This window comes from Pantoea sp. SGAir0180 (genome assembly GCF_043546245.1).
This window is the reverse complement of the sequence record NZ_CP028071.1, coordinates 1,025,435-1,040,712: the sequence shown is the minus strand read 5'-3', so window position 1 is coordinate 1,040,712 and position 15,278 is coordinate 1,025,435. Positions and strand designations below refer to the sequence as shown.

Annotated in this window: 16 protein-coding genes; 15 read left to right on the top strand and 1 reads right to left on the bottom strand. The window is 49.3% G+C overall.

The window, feature by feature from the left end; translation table 11 throughout:
- Positions 1-2 precede the first annotated feature (2 nt).
- From hisD to C1N58_RS04870, 10 genes are all read left to right on the top strand, one after another.
- Complete coding sequence (hisD, locus tag C1N58_RS04915) at positions 3-1,310, top strand: histidinol dehydrogenase (protein WP_133745356.1); 1,308 nt, start codon at positions 3-5, stop codon at positions 1,308-1,310.
- Positions 1,307-2,377, top strand: a complete 1,071-nt coding sequence (gene hisC / locus C1N58_RS04910; protein WP_039338110.1) for a histidinol-phosphate transaminase — start codon at positions 1,307-1,309, stop codon at positions 2,375-2,377. The genes hisD and hisC overlap by 4 nt, the downstream gene beginning before the upstream one ends.
- A gap of 2 nt (positions 2,378-2,379) precedes the next feature.
- Positions 2,380-3,447: a bifunctional histidinol-phosphatase/imidazoleglycerol-phosphate dehydratase HisB gene (hisB, locus tag C1N58_RS04905; RefSeq protein WP_033740444.1), complete on the top strand. Its 1,068-nt coding sequence runs from the start codon at positions 2,380-2,382 to the stop codon at positions 3,445-3,447.
- Positions 3,447-4,037, top strand: coding sequence for an imidazole glycerol phosphate synthase subunit HisH (hisH, locus tag C1N58_RS04900; RefSeq protein ID WP_006119831.1), 591 nt, complete (start codon positions 3,447-3,449; stop codon positions 4,035-4,037). The genes hisB and hisH overlap by 1 nt, the downstream gene beginning before the upstream one ends.
- Entirely contained in the window at positions 4,037-4,774 is a 738-nt protein-coding gene (gene hisA, locus C1N58_RS04895) for a 1-(5-phosphoribosyl)-5-[(5-phosphoribosylamino)methylideneamino]imidazole-4-carboxamide isomerase (RefSeq protein WP_033740446.1), read from the top strand. Before hisH ends, hisA begins: the two co-directional genes overlap by 1 nt.
- Positions 4,756-5,532 carry an imidazole glycerol phosphate synthase subunit HisF gene (hisF, locus tag C1N58_RS04890; RefSeq protein ID WP_006119833.1) on the top strand — a complete coding sequence of 259 codons (777 nt, stop codon included), beginning with the start codon at positions 4,756-4,758 and terminating at the stop codon, positions 5,530-5,532. Before hisA ends, hisF begins: the two co-directional genes overlap by 19 nt.
- Entirely contained in the window at positions 5,526-6,137 is a 612-nt protein-coding gene (gene hisIE, locus C1N58_RS04885) for a bifunctional phosphoribosyl-AMP cyclohydrolase/phosphoribosyl-ATP diphosphatase HisIE (protein ID WP_006119834.1), read from the top strand. The genes hisF and hisIE overlap by 7 nt, the downstream gene beginning before the upstream one ends.
- Positions 6,138-6,210: 73 nt before the next feature.
- The gene (locus tag C1N58_RS04880; RefSeq protein ID WP_394564644.1) at positions 6,211-6,687 is read left to right on the top strand and encodes a YbaK/prolyl-tRNA synthetase associated domain-containing protein; all 477 of its coding nucleotides are present in this window, start codon (positions 6,211-6,213) and stop codon (positions 6,685-6,687) included.
- Between the two features lie 67 nt (positions 6,688-6,754).
- Positions 6,755-7,552: an ABC transporter substrate-binding protein gene (locus C1N58_RS04875; RefSeq protein WP_033740450.1), complete on the top strand. Its 798-nt coding sequence runs from the start codon at positions 6,755-6,757 to the stop codon at positions 7,550-7,552.
- A gap of 106 nt (positions 7,553-7,658) precedes the next feature.
- Positions 7,659-8,957, top strand: a complete 1,299-nt coding sequence (locus tag C1N58_RS04870; protein WP_394564643.1) for a succinylglutamate desuccinylase/aspartoacylase family protein — start codon at positions 7,659-7,661, stop codon at positions 8,955-8,957.
- Positions 8,958-9,004: 47 nt separating this feature from the next.
- Here the strand turns inward: C1N58_RS04870 and gndA are convergent, their stop codons facing one another.
- Positions 9,005-10,414, bottom strand: a complete 1,410-nt coding sequence (gene gndA / locus C1N58_RS04865; protein ID WP_162286462.1) for an NADP-dependent phosphogluconate dehydrogenase — start codon at positions 10,412-10,414, stop codon at positions 9,005-9,007.
- 672 nt (positions 10,415-11,086) lie between these two features.
- On the opposite strand from gndA, the gene C1N58_RS04860 reads away from it, so the two are divergent.
- From C1N58_RS04860 to C1N58_RS04840, 5 genes are read left to right on the top strand one after another with little or no spacing between them, the layout of a single operon-like run.
- Positions 11,087-11,875, top strand: a complete 789-nt coding sequence (locus tag C1N58_RS04860; RefSeq protein ID WP_205952047.1) for a hypothetical protein — start codon at positions 11,087-11,089, stop codon at positions 11,873-11,875.
- On the top strand, positions 11,872-12,246 hold the full coding sequence (locus C1N58_RS04855) for an HAD family hydrolase (RefSeq protein WP_205950509.1): 375 nt from the start codon (positions 11,872-11,874) through the stop codon (positions 12,244-12,246). Before C1N58_RS04860 ends, C1N58_RS04855 begins: the two co-directional genes overlap by 4 nt.
- The gene (locus C1N58_RS04850; protein ID WP_394550496.1) at positions 12,243-13,784 is read left to right on the top strand and encodes a protein kinase family protein; all 1,542 of its coding nucleotides are present in this window, start codon (positions 12,243-12,245) and stop codon (positions 13,782-13,784) included. The genes C1N58_RS04855 and C1N58_RS04850 overlap by 4 nt, the downstream gene beginning before the upstream one ends.
- Positions 13,781-14,485: a glycosyltransferase family 2 protein gene (locus C1N58_RS04845; RefSeq protein WP_394550495.1), complete on the top strand. Its 705-nt coding sequence runs from the start codon at positions 13,781-13,783 to the stop codon at positions 14,483-14,485. The genes C1N58_RS04850 and C1N58_RS04845 overlap by 4 nt, the downstream gene beginning before the upstream one ends.
- Positions 14,478-15,278 (top strand): ABC transporter permease, encoded by an 801-nt coding sequence (locus C1N58_RS04840; protein WP_205952050.1) that lies wholly within the window; start codon positions 14,478-14,480, stop codon positions 15,276-15,278. Before C1N58_RS04845 ends, C1N58_RS04840 begins: the two co-directional genes overlap by 8 nt.

The following is a 15,278-nucleotide window of genomic DNA, read 5'->3' as shown; positions in this document are numbered from 1 at the left end:
CGATGAGCAAAATCATGACACCCGTGAACTGGCAGGCGTGCAGCGCAGAGGCGCAACAGGCGCTGCTGGCACGCCCGGCGCTGTCTGCCTCTGACAGCATCAGTCAGATTGTGCGTGACGTTCTGGCGCGCGTGAAAAGCGAAGGCGACGCAGCTCTGCGCGATTTTAGCGCGCGCTTTGACAAGGTTGAGCTGACGGATTTTCGCGTGACCGCTGAGCAGATGCAGGCTGCCAGCGATCGTCTCAGTGATGAACTCAAACAGGCAATGGCGGTGGCGGTCGCCAATATCGAGACTTTCCACCGTGCGCAGATTCTGCCAGCTGTGGATATCGAAACCCAGCCGGGCGTGCGTTGCCAGCAGGTGACGCGCCCGATGCAATCGGTCGGCCTCTATATTCCCGGGGGGTCCGCCCCGCTGTTTTCCACCGTATTGATGCTGGCGACACCGGCACGTATTGCCGGATGCGGCCGCGTGGTGCTGTGCTCACCGCCGCCGATTGCCGACGAGATTCTCTATGCGGCCCAGCTGTGTGGCGTAGAAGAAGTATTTCAGGTGGGCGGTGCGCAGGCCATTGCCGCCCTGGCCTTCGGCACCGAGACCGTGCCGAAAGTGGCTAAAATTTTCGGACCGGGCAACGCCTGGGTCACCGAAGCCAAACGTCAGGTCAGCCAGTGCCTCGATGGCGCGGCTATCGATATGCCCGCGGGCCCGTCAGAAGTGCTGGTGATCGCCGACGACGGTGCCACGCCCGCGTTCGTGGCGTCCGACCTGTTGTCTCAGGCGGAACACGGGCCGGATTCTCAGGTGATTCTGCTGACGCCTTCACAGGGACTGGCTGAGCGCGTGGCTGACGCTGTCGAACAACAGCTGGCGCAGCTGCCGCGTGCCGCCACGGCCCGTAAGGCGCTGGAAAGCAGCCGCCTGATCGTGGCCCGCGATTTGCAACAGTGTGTGGCGATTTCCAACCGCTATGGTCCGGAGCACCTGATTCTGCAAACCCGCACGCCGCGCGACCTGGTTGAGCAAATCACCAGCGCAGGCTCCGTGTTCCTGGGCGACTGGTCGCCCGAGTCTGCAGGCGATTATGCCTCCGGCACGAACCATGTGCTGCCGACCTATGGTTATACCGCGACCTGCTCCAGCCTGGGGCTGGCCGACTTCCAGAAACGTATGACGGTACAGGAACTGACGCCGCAGGGCTTTATGGATCTCGCCGCCACCATTGAAACCCTGGCCGCCGCGGAGCAACTGGATGCCCACAAAAATGCCGTCACGTTGCGCGTCACCGCGCTCAAGGAGCAAGCATGAGTCAGGATATTGAAAAACTGGCCCGCGCCAATGTGCGTGCGCTGACGCCTTATCAGTCGGCGCGTCGTCTGGGCGGCAACGGTGATGTCTGGCTGAATGCTAACGAGTTTCCGCTGCCGGTGCCCTTTGAGCTGTCGCAGCAAACCCTGAACCGCTACCCGGAGTGCCAGCCGAAGCAGGTAATCACCCGCTATGCGGCTTACGCGGGCCTGTCTCCTGAGCAGGTGCTGGTCAGCCGCGGCGCAGATGAAGGCATTGAGCTATTGATGCGGGCGTTCTGTGAGCCCGGCAAAGACGCGATTCTGTTCTGCCCACCGACGTACGGTATGTACAGCGTCAGCGCGGAAACCATCGGCATTGAGTACCGTACCGTGCCGGCACGTGAAGACTGGCAGTTGAACCTGCCCGCGATTGCCGAACAGCTCGACGGTGTGAAAGTCGTTTATATGTGCAGCCCGAACAACCCCACGGGCAACCTGATTGATCAGGACGCTATCCGTCAGCTACTGGCGATGACCGCCGGCAAAGCGCTGGTCGTCGCGGATGAAGCCTATATTGAATTTTGTCCACAGGCGACGCTGGCGGGCTGGTTGCGCGAATATCCGCACCTGGTCATTCTGCGCACCCTGTCGAAAGCCTTCGCGCTGGCCGGTCTGCGCTGCGGATTTACGCTGGCGAATAAACCGGTTATCGACCTGCTGATGAAGGTGATTGCGCCCTATCCGCTGGCGACACCGGTGGCCGACGTGGCGGGCCAGGCACTGAGCGACGAAGGGATTGCCTTAATGCGCCAGCACGTCGATGAGCTGAATGCCAACCGTAGCTGGTTGTTTGAACAGTTGCCGCAAATTCGCGTCGTGGAGCAGGTCTTCCCCAGCGAAACCAACTATATTTTGGTGCGCTTTACCGATTCACCAAAGGTGTTTAAAACCTTGTGGGATCAGGGCATTATTTTGCGTGACCAAAACAAGAACCCCGGCCTCGCAGGTTGTCTGCGCATCTCGGTGGGAACCCGCACCGAGTGCGAACGCCTGATCGCCGCGCTGCAAGCCTTATCTCTGGAGTAAGCATGAGTCAGAAGACCCTTTTTATTGACCGCGATGGCACGATTATCTCCGAACCGCCGCAGGACTTTCAGGTGGATCGGATGGACAAGCTGGCGTTTGAACCGGACGTCGTGCCTGCACTGCTGGCGCTGCAGGACGCAGGCTATCAGCTGGTGATGATTACCAATCAGGACGGTCTGGGCACGGACAGTTTTCCACAGGCGGACTTCGATGGCCCACACACGCTGATGATGCAGATTTTGTCATCGCAGGGCATTCGTTTTAGCGATGTGCTGATTTGTCCCCATAAGCCTGAAGACCACTGCGCGTGCCGTAAGCCGAAAACCCAGATGGTTGAGGCCTGGCTGGCTGAAGGCGCCCTTGATACGGCCAACAGCTATGTGATTGGCGATCGCCAGACCGATATTCAGCTGGCGGAAAATATGGGGATTCAGGGCATTCGCTATGGCGCAGAAGGTCAGGACTGGAAAGCGATTCAGCAGCAGCTGACGCAGCGCGACCGCTACGCGCTGGTCCAACGCAACACCAAAGAAACCCAGGTCCGCGTGGAACTGTGGCTGGACCGCGAAGGCGGCAGTAAGATCAACACTGGCGTCGGCTTCTTTGATCATATGCTGGACCAGATTGCCGTGCACGGCGGCTTCCGTATGAACATCGACGTCAACGGTGACCTGTATATTGACGATCACCACACGGTAGAAGATACCGGTCTGGCATTGGGCGAAGCGCTGCTGAAAGCGTTGGGCGATAAGCGCGGCATTGGCCGTTTTGGCTTTGTGCTGCCGATGGATGAGTGCCTGGCGCGCTGTGCGCTGGATATCTCTGGTCGTCCACATATCGAATTTAAAGCGGAATTCAGCTATCAGCGCGTTGGCGATCTGAGCACCGAGATGGTCGAGCACTTCTTCCGTTCCCTGTCCTACGCCATGATGAGCACCCTGCACCTGAAAACCAAAGGGAAAAACGATCATCACCGTGTGGAAAGTTTATTCAAAGCCTTTGGCCGGACCTTACGTCAGGCGATTCGCGTTGAGGGAAATACCCTGCCGAGCTCTAAAGGAGTGCTGTAATGAACGTGGTGATCCTGGATACAGGCTGTGCCAACCTGTCGTCGGTAAAGTGGGCCGTTGAACGTCTGGGCTATACGCCAGAGGTCAGTCGCCATCCGGATGTCGTCCTGCGCGCCGATAAGTTGTTTCTGCCCGGCGTTGGCACCGCGCAGGCGGCCATGAACCAACTGCAGGAGCGTGAGCTGATTGAGCTGGTCAAGGCCTGTACGCAGCCGGTGCTGGGTATTTGCCTGGGCATGCAGCTGCTGGGCAGCCACAGCGAGGAGAATGGCGGTGTGCCCACGCTGGGCATTATCGACCAGCCCGTGTCACTGATGGATACACAGGGTTTGCCGTTACCGCACATGGGCTGGAACCAGATCACCGCTCAGGCCGGTAATCATCTGTTCCGCGGCATTGATGAAGGCAGCTACTTCTACTTCGTACACAGCTTTGCGATGCCCGTAAATGCCAGCACCATTGCGCAGTGTCACTATGGTCAGGCGTTCACGGCCGCGGTACAGAAAGATAACTTCTTTGGCGTGCAGTTCCACCCGGAACGCTCTGGCAAAGTCGGCGCGCAGTTGCTGAAAAACTTCCTGGAGATGTAATGATTATCCCCGCATTAGATTTAATTGATGGCAAGGTTGTGCGCCTGCATCAGGGTGATTATGCCCGTCAGCGCGATTACGGCAGCGATCCGTTACCCCGCTTACAGGATTACGCACGCCAGGGCGCAACGGTACTGCACCTTGTGGATTTAACCGGTGCTAAAGATCCGGCGAAACGCCAGATTACCTTACTGAAAAGCCTGCTTAACGGCGTGGATGCGGTGGTCCAGGTTGGCGGCGGCATTCGCAGTCGGGAAGACGTTAAAGCGTTACTGGACGCGGGTGCCAGCCGTGTGGTGGTAGGGTCGACCGCCGTCAAACAGCCCGAGGAAGTGAAAGCCTGGTTTACCGAGTTTGGCCCGGACGCGATTGTGCTGGCGCTGGACGTTCGTATTGATGCGACCAACCGCAAAGAGGTGGCGATTAGCGGCTGGCAGGAAGCTGCGGGCGTTACGCTCGAAGAGGTCATTGAACAGTTCCAGCCTGTCGGGCTGAAGCATGTTCTGTGCACCGACATTTCCCGTGATGGTACGCTCAGCGGGTCGAACGTGGATCTGTATAAAGAAGTGACCGCACGCTTTCCGCAGATTGCGTTTCAGTCCTCAGGCGGTATTGGTGAACTCAGTGACGTTGCCGCCCTTCGCGGCAGCGGTGTTCAGGGCGTGATCGTCGGACGTGCGCTACTGGAAGGCAAATTTACAGTTTCGGAGGCCATAGCATGCTGGCAAAACGGATAATTCCTTGTCTCGATGTGCGTGACGGTCAGGTGGTAAAAGGCGTTCAGTTTCGTAACCACGAAATTATTGGCGACATCGTGCCGCTGGCGCAGCGCTATGCGCAAGAAGGTGCGGACGAGCTGGTGTTTTACGATATCACCGCTTCATCGGACGACCGCGTAGTGGATAAAAGCTGGGTTGCGCGCGTTGCCGAAGTCATCGACATTCCGTTCTGCGTGGCAGGCGGCATCAAAACCCCGGAAGACGCCGCGCGGATTCTGGAGTTTGGTGCGGACAAAATTTCCATTAACTCCCCTGCGCTGGCCGATCCTTCATTGATCACCCGCCTGGCCGACCGCTTTGGCGTCCAGTGCATCGTGGTCGGTATTGATACCTGGTTTGATGACGCCAGCGGGAAGTACCATGTTAATCAGTATACCGGCGACGAATCCCGCACCCGCGTGACCCAGTGGGAAACGCTGGACTGGGTGCAGGAAGTGCAGAAACGGGGCGCAGGCGAGATTGTCCTCAACATGATGAACCAGGACGGCGTGCGCAACGGTTATGACCTGGTGCAGTTGAAGAAGGTACGTGATGTCTGCAAGGTACCGCTGATCGCCTCTGGCGGTGCGGGTACCATGACTCACTTCCTTGAAGCCTTTGAGCAGGCCAATGTCGATGGCGCGCTGGCGGCGTCGGTTTTTCACAAACAAATTATTAATATCGGCGAGCTGAAACGCTTTCTGATCGACAACGGTGTGGAGATTCGTGCGTGTTAACTGAACAACAACTGGCCCGGTTAGACTGGGAAAAAACCCAAGGCATGATGCCGGTCATCGTCCAGCACTCTGTTTCTGGTGAAGTTCTGATGCACGGTTATATGAATCAGGCGGCGCTGGAAAAAACGCTGCAGGACGGCAACGTGACGTTCTTTTCACGCACCAAAAACCGTCTGTGGACCAAAGGCGAGACCTCAGGACACTTTCTACAGGTCGTGAGCATCACACCTGACTGCGACAACGACACGTTGCTGGTGCTGGCCAACCCGATTGGCCCCACCTGCCATCTGGGCACCTCCAGCTGCTTCTCCCCTGCTGCGCCTGACTGGACGTTCCTCTATCAGTTGGAACAACTGCTGGCGTCTCGTAAGCAGGCCGACCCGGAAAGCTCTTACACCGCCAGACTCTATGCCAGCGGCACCAAACGGATTGCGCAGAAGGTCGGTGAAGAAGGCGTGGAAACCGCGCTGGCTGCCACGGTGAACGATCGTGAGGAACTGACGAACGAAGCATCCGATCTGATCTATCACCTGCTGGTACTGCTGCAGGATCAGGATCTGGATCTCAGCACCATCATCAATAATCTGCGCGCCCGTCATAAGTGACAGACTGCGTTACGGCTGCTCGACGGTTTGCTGAGCAGCCTTTCCCGTCCATTTGACCTGTAAGGATTTTACCGTGACTACGCATGAAAAACTCATTGCTCTGCTCGACCAGCATCGCGCGCGTTACCGCCTGATGCAGCATGAGGCAACCGGCAAATGTGAAGCCGTTGCCAAAATTCGCGGCACGGCAGTCGGACAGGGCGCAAAGGCGCTGGTGTGTCATGTGAAAGGCAATGGCGTCAAACAACATGTTCTGGTGGTACTGCCTGCGGATCAGCAGGCCGATCTCAGTAAAGTCGCCTCAGCCGTAGGCGGACGCCGGGCATCCCTTGCCTCGCCCGCAGAGGTCGATGTGCTGACCGGCTGCGTATTTGGTGCGATTCCCCCGTTCAGCTTTCATCCTGATTTAACTGTGGTGGTCGACCCGCTGCTGTTTGAGCGCTATGACGAGATTGCCTTTAACGCCGGCGTACTCGACCAGTCTGTCGTACTGAATACCCAGGATTACCGTGGCCTTTGCCAGGCTAACATTGTGAAAATCATCCTCTAATTGCCATCATCCCGGGTGAAAGGTACTCTGCGTAATACACTATTACGACAACAGAAGACCGAAAACGATGGCAATCACTTCTCTGAAAACCCGTTTACACAAAGCGTTAGCGCTGGCCCTCCTGGCTGGCTGCGCGTTTGGCGCCCAGGCGAAAATTGAGCAGGTTCGCTTCGCTGTTGATCCCACCTATCCCCCTTTTGAATCCAAAACGCCGCAGGGGAAGCTGGTCGGCTTTGATATCGATTTAGGTAACGCGCTGTGCGCGCAGATGCAGGCCAAATGTGTCTGGGTGGAGAGCCAGTTCGACGGGATGATTCCGGCGCTTAAAGCGCGTAAATTCGACGCCATTCTGTCTGATATGGGCATCACCGAAGAGCGACTGAAGCAAATCGACTTTACCGTGCCGCTGTACGATACGCACACCCAGCTTATCGCGCGTAAGGGGTCGGGCCTGTTGCCCACCCCGGAATCGCTGAAAGGCAAAACCGTAGGCGTAGAACAAGGCACTGTGCAGGAGCGTTATGCCCGGGCAAAATGGCAACCTTTTGGCGTGACGGTCGTGCCCTATGGCGATCAGGCGCAGGTTGAAAGTGATCTGGTGGCCGGGCGCCTTGATGCGGTCTTTACCGATGCGGCTCAGGCGGCAAACGGTTTTCTCAAACAACCTCAGGGCAGCGCGTTTGAACTGGCCGGGCCGATTGTGAAAGACCCGATCATCGGGCCGGGCACGGCGATTGGCCTGCGTAAAGGCGATACCGAACTGAAAACTGCGCTGGATGATGCCTTCGCTGCCATTAAGAAAAATGGCACCTTTGACAAACTGCAAAAGAAATATTTCGCCACGGATATTTCCATTCAACCGTAACGTCAGGGCAGGCTTTTTCCCCCTCCTCCGCCTGCATGACTATACTCAATGATTTTATGGGCGGCATTTGTCCGCCCCTGAACCGACAAAAGGACATTAACACGGTATGTACCAACAACATCACCCTTTGTTAAGCGCCTCTCTCGGCACCCAGCGTGAAATTATCAGTTTTCATTTTGGCGATGATCACAGTCGCCAGGTCTATATTCAGGCTTCCTTACATGGCGACGAGATCCCGGGGATGGCGGTGGCCTGGTATCTTAAGCCGCGTTTACAGGCGCTGGAATCTGCCGGACGACTCAAAGCTTTTTTCTCCCTGATACCGGTATCCAATCCGCTGGCCCTGAGCCAACACTGGCACGGTACACATCTGGGACGCTTCCACGCACAGTCCGGCCAGGATTTTAACCGCAAATTCCCGTCTCTGGGGGCGCTTCTGGCGGGGGAACTGGCCGAGACGCTGACCCAGAATGAGAGTCAGAACCGGCAGCTGATTCGTGATGCGATTGACCGTTACTACCGTGACACAATCGCCAAAACTGAACTGGAAGCCCAGCGTTATACGCTGATGCGCATGGCCAGTCAGGCCGATCTGATGATTGATTTGCATTGTGACTGGGAGGCGGTTCCACACCTTTACACCACGCCACATGCATGGCCGGATATCGAACCCTTAGCACGCTGGCTGGGCAGTGAAGTGCAGCTACTGGCACAGATCTCGGGGGGGGAGCCCTTTGACGAAGCCTGCTGTGAACCCTGGCTGACGCTGGCTGAAAAATTTGGTAAAACATTCCCGATGCCGCGCGGCCTGCTACCGGTAACGCTGGAGCTACGTGGCGTACGTGATGTCTCGCCTGAACAGGCTGAACAGGACGCAGATGCGATCATTAACGCGTTGCAGGAATCCGGCTATATCTCCGCGGCCGATACGTCCGTGTCCGTTGAAGTCGCTGCGCCGGTGATTGGCGGTGATGAGCTGGTGTCGGTGGTGAGCGGCGGCGAGGATGTGGTCGGTGTGGATGAGAGCGGCACCGGACTGGGTGCGCCTGGTGTAGCGCAGGCCGCAGAAGAAGGCAATATTATCAAGCAGCGACACACTGAAGGCACGTCGGCTTTAATGCCGCCGCTTAAAAATCCCCCGACGCCGCTGGCGGGTTGTGAATATGTTCACTCACCGGTATCGGGCCTAATCCTGTATCGCAAACCGCTAGGCGCGCGAATCCGTCCAGGAGAAGTGGTTGCGGAGATTGTTGATCCTGTCACCGACCACATCACGCCGCTGGTCGCAGAATTTGGAGGCGTGCTATACGCGCGGCACTGGGCCAGATTTGCGACGGCAGGCATGCTGGTGTTAAGGCTGGCGGGCGATAAGGCGGTGAGGAGTGGGGAGTTGTTAGTCGGTTAAAAAAAGGCTTCCCTTGGGAAGCCTTTAAACATTTTAAAATCGGGTGATTAGTCTAACCACTCAGTATGGAACACACCGTCTTTATCAATACGCTTGTAAGTATGTGCGCCGAAGTAGTCACGCTGTGCCTGAATCAGGTTAGCGGGCAGCACTTCTGAACGATAGCTATCGTAGTAAGCGATCGCCGCAGAGAATGTCGGTGTAGGAATACCGTTCTGAATCGCATAAGACACCACATCACGCAGTGCCTGCTGATACTGATCCGCGATATCTTTGAAGTACGGTGCCAGCAGCAGGTTAGCAATACCCGCATCTGCTGCGTAAGCATCAGTAATTTTCTGCAGGAACTGGGCACGGATGATACAGCCGGCACGGAAAATCTTAGCGATTTCTCCGTAATGCAGATCCCAGTTATTCTCTTCGGACGCAGCACGCAGTTGTGAGAACCCCTGCGCGTAAGAAACAATCTTGCCCAGATAGAGCGCGCGGCGTACTTTCTCAACGAATTCAGCTTTATCGCCGGTAAAGGCTTTTGCCTGCGGGCCACTCAGCACTTTTGACGCGGCAACACGTTGTGATTTCAGCGATGACAGATAGCGGGCAAACACCGATTCGGTGATAAGGGATAACGGCTCGCCCAGGTCCAGAGAGCTCTGGCTGGTCCATTTACCGGTGCCTTTGTTAGCGGCTTCATCAAGGATGACATCAACCAGGTAATGTCCGTCTTCATCTTTTTTGGTGAAGATATCTTTGGTGATATCGATGAGATAGCTGCTCAGTTCACCATTGTTCCAGTCAGTAAAAGTTGCGGCCAACTCTTCGTTATTCAGACCCAGTGCACCTTTCAGCAGCGCATAAGCTTCGGCAATAAGCTGCATGTCGCCATATTCGATACCGTTGTGGACCATCTTAACATAGTGACCCGCACCGTCCGGACCGATGTATGTCACGCAAGCCTCGCCATCTTCAGCACGAGCGGCAATTTTATCCAGGATAGGTGCAACCAGCTCATAGGCTTCTTTCTGGCCACCAGGCATGATAGATGGACCTTTCAGAGCGCCCTCCTCACCACCGGAAACGCCGGTACCGATAAAGTTAAAGCCCTGATCAGAAAGTTCTTTGTTGCGACGAATGGTATCTTTGTAGAAGGTATTACCACCATCGATCAGGATATCGCCTTTATCAAGATGCGGGGTGAGTGAGGCGATAGTCTTGTCAGTCGCTTCACCTGCCTGAACCATCAGCAGAATGCGGCGTGGTTTTTCCAGCGAATCGACAAACTCTTCAACGGTGTAGAACGGCGCAAGCTTCTTACCCGGATTCTCAGCGATCACTTCATCGGTCTTCTCGCGTGAGCGGTTGAAGACAGAAACGGTGTAACCGCGGCTCTCAATGTTTAAAGCCAGGTTGCGGCCCATGACTGCCATACCGACAACACCGATTTGTTGCTTGGACATTTTTTACTCCTGTCTGAAGGGTCACATCACACACAACTGTGTATGAACAAAAGTGAGAGACATGTTAACTCACTCTGGATCAAAAGAGGTAGTGATTGATGCTATTAGGAAAACAGCGAAGGCTATTAAAAATCCATAAATTTATGGACTTAAGAGTCAGTTAAGCGCTTAAGAGTCCGAACAAGGATAAGATTGTTCATCACTCAGGTACTGACAGTTGCACGAATATGAGAGTATGTAAAAATAACCATATAAATAGTATATAAAAAAACCAACTAGCGTTGGTGGAGTTGGTGAATTTATGCGGAAAAGCGTATAGTTATGGAGATTTAGCATAAAACGTGAAACATAGCGAACCGTGAGAATGATGCCTGCATTACAGAAATTTCTTACTACTTTTCATTCAGATTTATGCGTATAAATTGCTTTATGATTGCTTAGCAAGCGTTTCAACACATTGTTTTTAAATGAATTTAAACACAAATGGCATGCGCTGTTTGTAAAAAAGCCCTGAAACTGCAGCCAAAGCTTTTGTTGTAGTTAAGCTTATGAAAAAACTTGAAGACTTCAATGTAGTGCACTGGTAGCTGTAAAGCCTGGGGCGGTAGCGTGGCTTAAAAAAACCATTAAAATCAGTGAGCTACAGCGACACCAAATCAAACGGTCACCCTAATGCCTGATACGTATGATCATCTCTTTCTCATTCCAATGAAAGACGTAGATATTGAATTGATAAATAAAGTGAGTGATGAATATTGTGAAAAGTCAAGAAGATTAAGCTTTCTTATTAGTTTACCTAACAAAAAAAGTGCTGATTTTTGCAGATCTTTTTTTGACAAAAAAGAAAACGTGCTCATTATTCATCCAGAGACGCAACTTAACAGAACTGCTCACTGGAAGTTTTTGGTCGATAACGCAACAAGAAACTTTAACTTCAAAACATTTTCGTTTTACTTCTGTGGGGATGATTTGTTACTTGAAAACTTCCCTTCGCTGGAAATGGATAGTGATTTATATATAAATGACTATTTCATCAATAGTTGGGAGAGTTTAAAAGAAAATGCTTCAGCTAAAGAATTAAACATTAAAGCCGCTGAGCAGGTTATAAAAACTAATTTTATAAAAGGAAAACCACTCCTTGCGCCTCTACAAAAAATAATATTTTCTAAAAAAACCATCCATAAGATATATTTCAAAGAAAAGTACGGTTATGTAAGTGATCAACTAATGATTTATAGCTTATTGGAGTTGGGTTTTACAATTAAATTCATCAAATCCCCCTTTTATAAATTGAATGAAACAAAAAGAGCATACTTAAACACACTCAGTGTATTTGAGATCATCAAGCAGCAAGTATACTTATATAGAAAAATAAAATGCTATATTGGTATTCCAATGATTATACTCAGGACCATTGTTAAATTCTGCATAATTGACAACTTAAAGAAACACATACCATGAAAAAACTGATTGTTGACATTGATATGACCCTGACCAAAGGTAAAGGTGAAAATGGATATGAAGATGCCATTGTTAACCGAGACTTGCTGGAAAAAATAAAAGAATACAAAGAGCTGGGTTTTACTATAGTGTTAAACACAAGTAGAAATATGAATTCGTTTAACAATAATGTGGGGCTCATCAATAAGAACACCTTACCGGTTATTATTAAATGGTTAGAAGAAAATGAGATACCATACGACGAAATCTATGTCGGAAAACCATGGTGCGGCCATGAAGGCTTTTACATAGATGACAAGGCTATTCGCCCAAGTGAATTCATTAATATGTCTTATGATGAGATTATTGAGCTGTTAAGGAAAGAAAAATGATTATCATATTGTCAGCTCAGTACGTTGATCAGGATTTACGTGCCGAGTTTGGACAGCTACCCCCTGCATTTCTACCTGTAGGGAATAAAAGACTTTACACTTACCAAATAAAACACATTCGTGATGAAAATAAAAATGAGAAGATATTTTTAACACTACCTAAAAGTTTTAATATGTCTTCATGGGATGAAAAGGTTCTATCAGAATTATCTGTGGAAATAATTCGTATTGATGAAACTTTTTCTCTTGGCCAAAGCATCGCTTTTAGCCTGGCTTCGAGTTGTAGTGCCGAAGATGAGCACGTTGTTATTTATTACGGTGATACTTTATTACGTTCACCTTTAAACATCGATGAAAATAACAAAGATGTTATATTTACTGCACACTCAGACTTCAATTATTCATGGATGGTCATGAATAATGCGTTTGAAAGTAATGAATCCGTATTTTGCGGTATTTTAGCAATATCTAAACCGCAACTGCTAATCCGCAACTTAATAAGTTCAAAATTTGAACTCGCCGAAAGTTTGGTGAAATATCACGAGACAACACCTTTTAGCCAACAATATCGAGAAGATTGGCTCGACTTCGGCCATCTCAATACTTTTTATGATTCTAAGACAATTGTTTCAACAGCAAGAGCGTTCAATGAATTAACTATAAACAAGTATTATGTAGAAAAACGCTCGGTTAAGAAAGAAAAGCTTCAAGCAGAAGCGAACTGGTTTAGTAATATCCCAGAAGAAATGGCTTATTATGCTCCAATGCTGATAAGTCATGGGGATGAAGATGAAGTTTATAAATATAAGCTTGAATATCTTTATTCTCCTACTCTCACCGAATTATTTGTTTATGGTAATCATCCAAAAGCTATCTGGGCGCACATTATAACGTCCTGTTTTACTTTCATAGAAAAATGTTATGAAATCCCCGCAAGTTCTGTTGATGACGATTTCTATACATCATTAGTATCAAAGAATGAGAGTCGTCTTGAAGAATTTACCAAAGATAATCCTCGCTACAACAAAATAATACAAGACGCTGAAGGAAATAAGTTTGAGCTTAAACAGATGCTTCATGAGATGCATGATCTAATTAGTAAAGAATCAAAAAGTACTTTCATCCATGGCGATTTTTGTTTCAGTAACATTCTGTATGATTTCAAGAAAAACGATATTAAAGTCATCGATCCCAGAGGAATAGACTTTAATGGACTATTAAGTATCTATGGTGACATTCGTTATGACCTTGCTAAAATATTACACTCAGCAATTGGTAAATACGATTATATAATTTCTGACAGGTTTATCGTTAATGATGATGGTTTAACACTTAAATTGACCATTCCTGATAGCAGCGCCGATCTTAGCGATTTAGTAAGAAAACAATTCGAAAAATCAGCTTTTTCTTATAAAGAGATTCTCGCAATTACGACAACATTGTTTCTATCAATGTTACCTTTACACTATGACAGGCCGGATCGGCAGTCAGCGTTTGTAGCAACGGCTATAAATCTTTATAAGGAAGTAAAAAAATGATTATTATTCCTATGGCTGGCCTCAGCAGCCGTTTTTTTAAAGCAGGCTATACTCAACCTAAGTACAAGCTTGAAGCTCATGGAAAAACTCTTTTCGAATGGTCAGTCAAAACATTTGAAGATTATTACGATTCCGAAAAATTTATATTTATTTGTCGCGATGTTTACGACACCCCCTCCTTTGTGGCTTCTGAAATTGATAAAATAGGCATCAAAGATTTTGAAATCGTGGTTCTGAGTTCCGAAACTCGCGGCCAGGCTGAAACGGTTTTTTTAAGCTTAGATAAAGTCCCTAATGATGTCCCATTTGTCGTTTTCAACATTGATACTTACGAAAAAGAGTTTAAATTTTTTGAGACTCAAAACGATGCTTATTTGGAAGTTTTTAAAGGTGAAGGTGAACATTGGTCTTTTGCCCTACCAGATGGCAACACATCAAAAGTTGTGAAAACAACAGAAAAAGTGCGTATTTCAGATTTGTGTTCAAATGGAGTATATGGATTTAAGAATAAAGAGATTTACATCAATGCTTACATCGAAATGCAACGAGAAAGTAGAGGTGAACTGTATATAGCGCCGATGTTTAACTTTATTATTGATAAAAAAATGAGCGTTCATTATAAATTAACGTCCATTGAGAAACATATCTTTATGGGTACACCGGCAGAATACACTGATTTTTTGGGCACAGATAATGTTTAAACTGGCGTTAAAAGATATATTTGATGGATTTAAGAAATATCAGTTTTGGAGCTATATGGCTTGGCAAGAAATTGTCATCCGTTATCGCAGAAGTATTTTGGGTCCATTCTGGATCACTGCAAGTACAGCCATATATGTTGTTTCAATATCAACAGTATTTTCAACACTATTTAATCAAGATATAAAGCATTATTTGCTTTATATGTCACTTGGTATTCTGGTTTGGAATTACATTAACCAAACCATTATTGAATCAGCAGATTCTTTTATTGCCTGCGCCGGATTTATAAAGCAAATCAAAATTGAAAGAAGCGTCTTTATATATCAATCTGTTGCGCGAAACTTCTACTTCTTCCTTCATAATGCCATTATACTGGTCATATGCTTAATTTTTTTTGATAGTACACTGACTTTTTATACTGTTGGTAAGGCATTGTTTGGATTATGTATTCTAACGTTTAATATTTTCTTTATGTCTTTAACACTGGCATGTATTTGCACACGATTCATGGACCTACGCCAAATAGTTGCATCTATCCTGCAAATTGGTTTTTTAGTTACTCCTGTTATGTGGATACCGACTGAGTCAATGCGAACTAAAGCATATCTTTTAGAATGGAATCCTATTTATCATTTCATTGATTTTATAAGGTACTCATTGCTACCTGCTAATTTTCCTCCGGCAGTTATGCACCCTAGCATCAAATATATATTGGTTTTTACAATAATTAATGTGATTGTCAGCCTTTATACTTTCAGCTGTTCTCGCAAGAAAATTTCTTACTGGGTTTAA

Excerpts from the sequence above, each read along its gene's own strand:
- hisD (WP_133745356.1), top strand. The coding sequence starts at position 3 with ATGAGCAAAATCATGACACCCGTGAACTGGCAGGCGTGCAGCGCAGAG.
- hisC (WP_039338110.1), top strand. The coding sequence starts at position 1,307 with ATGAGTCAGGATATTGAAAAACTGGCCCGCGCCAATGTGCGTGCGCTG.
- hisB (WP_033740444.1), top strand. The coding sequence starts at position 2,380 with ATGAGTCAGAAGACCCTTTTTATTGACCGCGATGGCACGATTATCTCC.
- hisH (WP_006119831.1), top strand. The coding sequence starts at position 3,447 with ATGAACGTGGTGATCCTGGATACAGGCTGTGCCAACCTGTCGTCGGTA.
- hisA (WP_033740446.1), top strand. The coding sequence starts at position 4,037 with ATGATTATCCCCGCATTAGATTTAATTGATGGCAAGGTTGTGCGCCTG.
- hisF (WP_006119833.1), top strand. The coding sequence starts at position 4,756 with ATGCTGGCAAAACGGATAATTCCTTGTCTCGATGTGCGTGACGGTCAG.
- C1N58_RS04875 (WP_033740450.1), top strand. The coding sequence starts at position 6,755 with ATGGCAATCACTTCTCTGAAAACCCGTTTACACAAAGCGTTAGCGCTG.
- C1N58_RS04870 (WP_394564643.1), top strand. The coding sequence starts at position 7,659 with ATGTACCAACAACATCACCCTTTGTTAAGCGCCTCTCTCGGCACCCAG.
- gndA (WP_162286462.1), bottom strand. The coding sequence starts at position 10,414 with ATGTCCAAGCAACAAATCGGTGTTGTCGGTATGGCAGTCATGGGCCGC.
- C1N58_RS04860 (WP_205952047.1), top strand. The coding sequence starts at position 11,087 with ATGCCTGATACGTATGATCATCTCTTTCTCATTCCAATGAAAGACGTA.
- C1N58_RS04855 (WP_205950509.1), top strand. The coding sequence starts at position 11,872 with ATGAAAAAACTGATTGTTGACATTGATATGACCCTGACCAAAGGTAAA.
- C1N58_RS04850 (WP_394550496.1), top strand. The coding sequence starts at position 12,243 with ATGATTATCATATTGTCAGCTCAGTACGTTGATCAGGATTTACGTGCC.
- C1N58_RS04845 (WP_394550495.1), top strand. The coding sequence starts at position 13,781 with ATGATTATTATTCCTATGGCTGGCCTCAGCAGCCGTTTTTTTAAAGCA.
- C1N58_RS04840 (WP_205952050.1), top strand. The coding sequence starts at position 14,478 with ATGTTTAAACTGGCGTTAAAAGATATATTTGATGGATTTAAGAAATAT.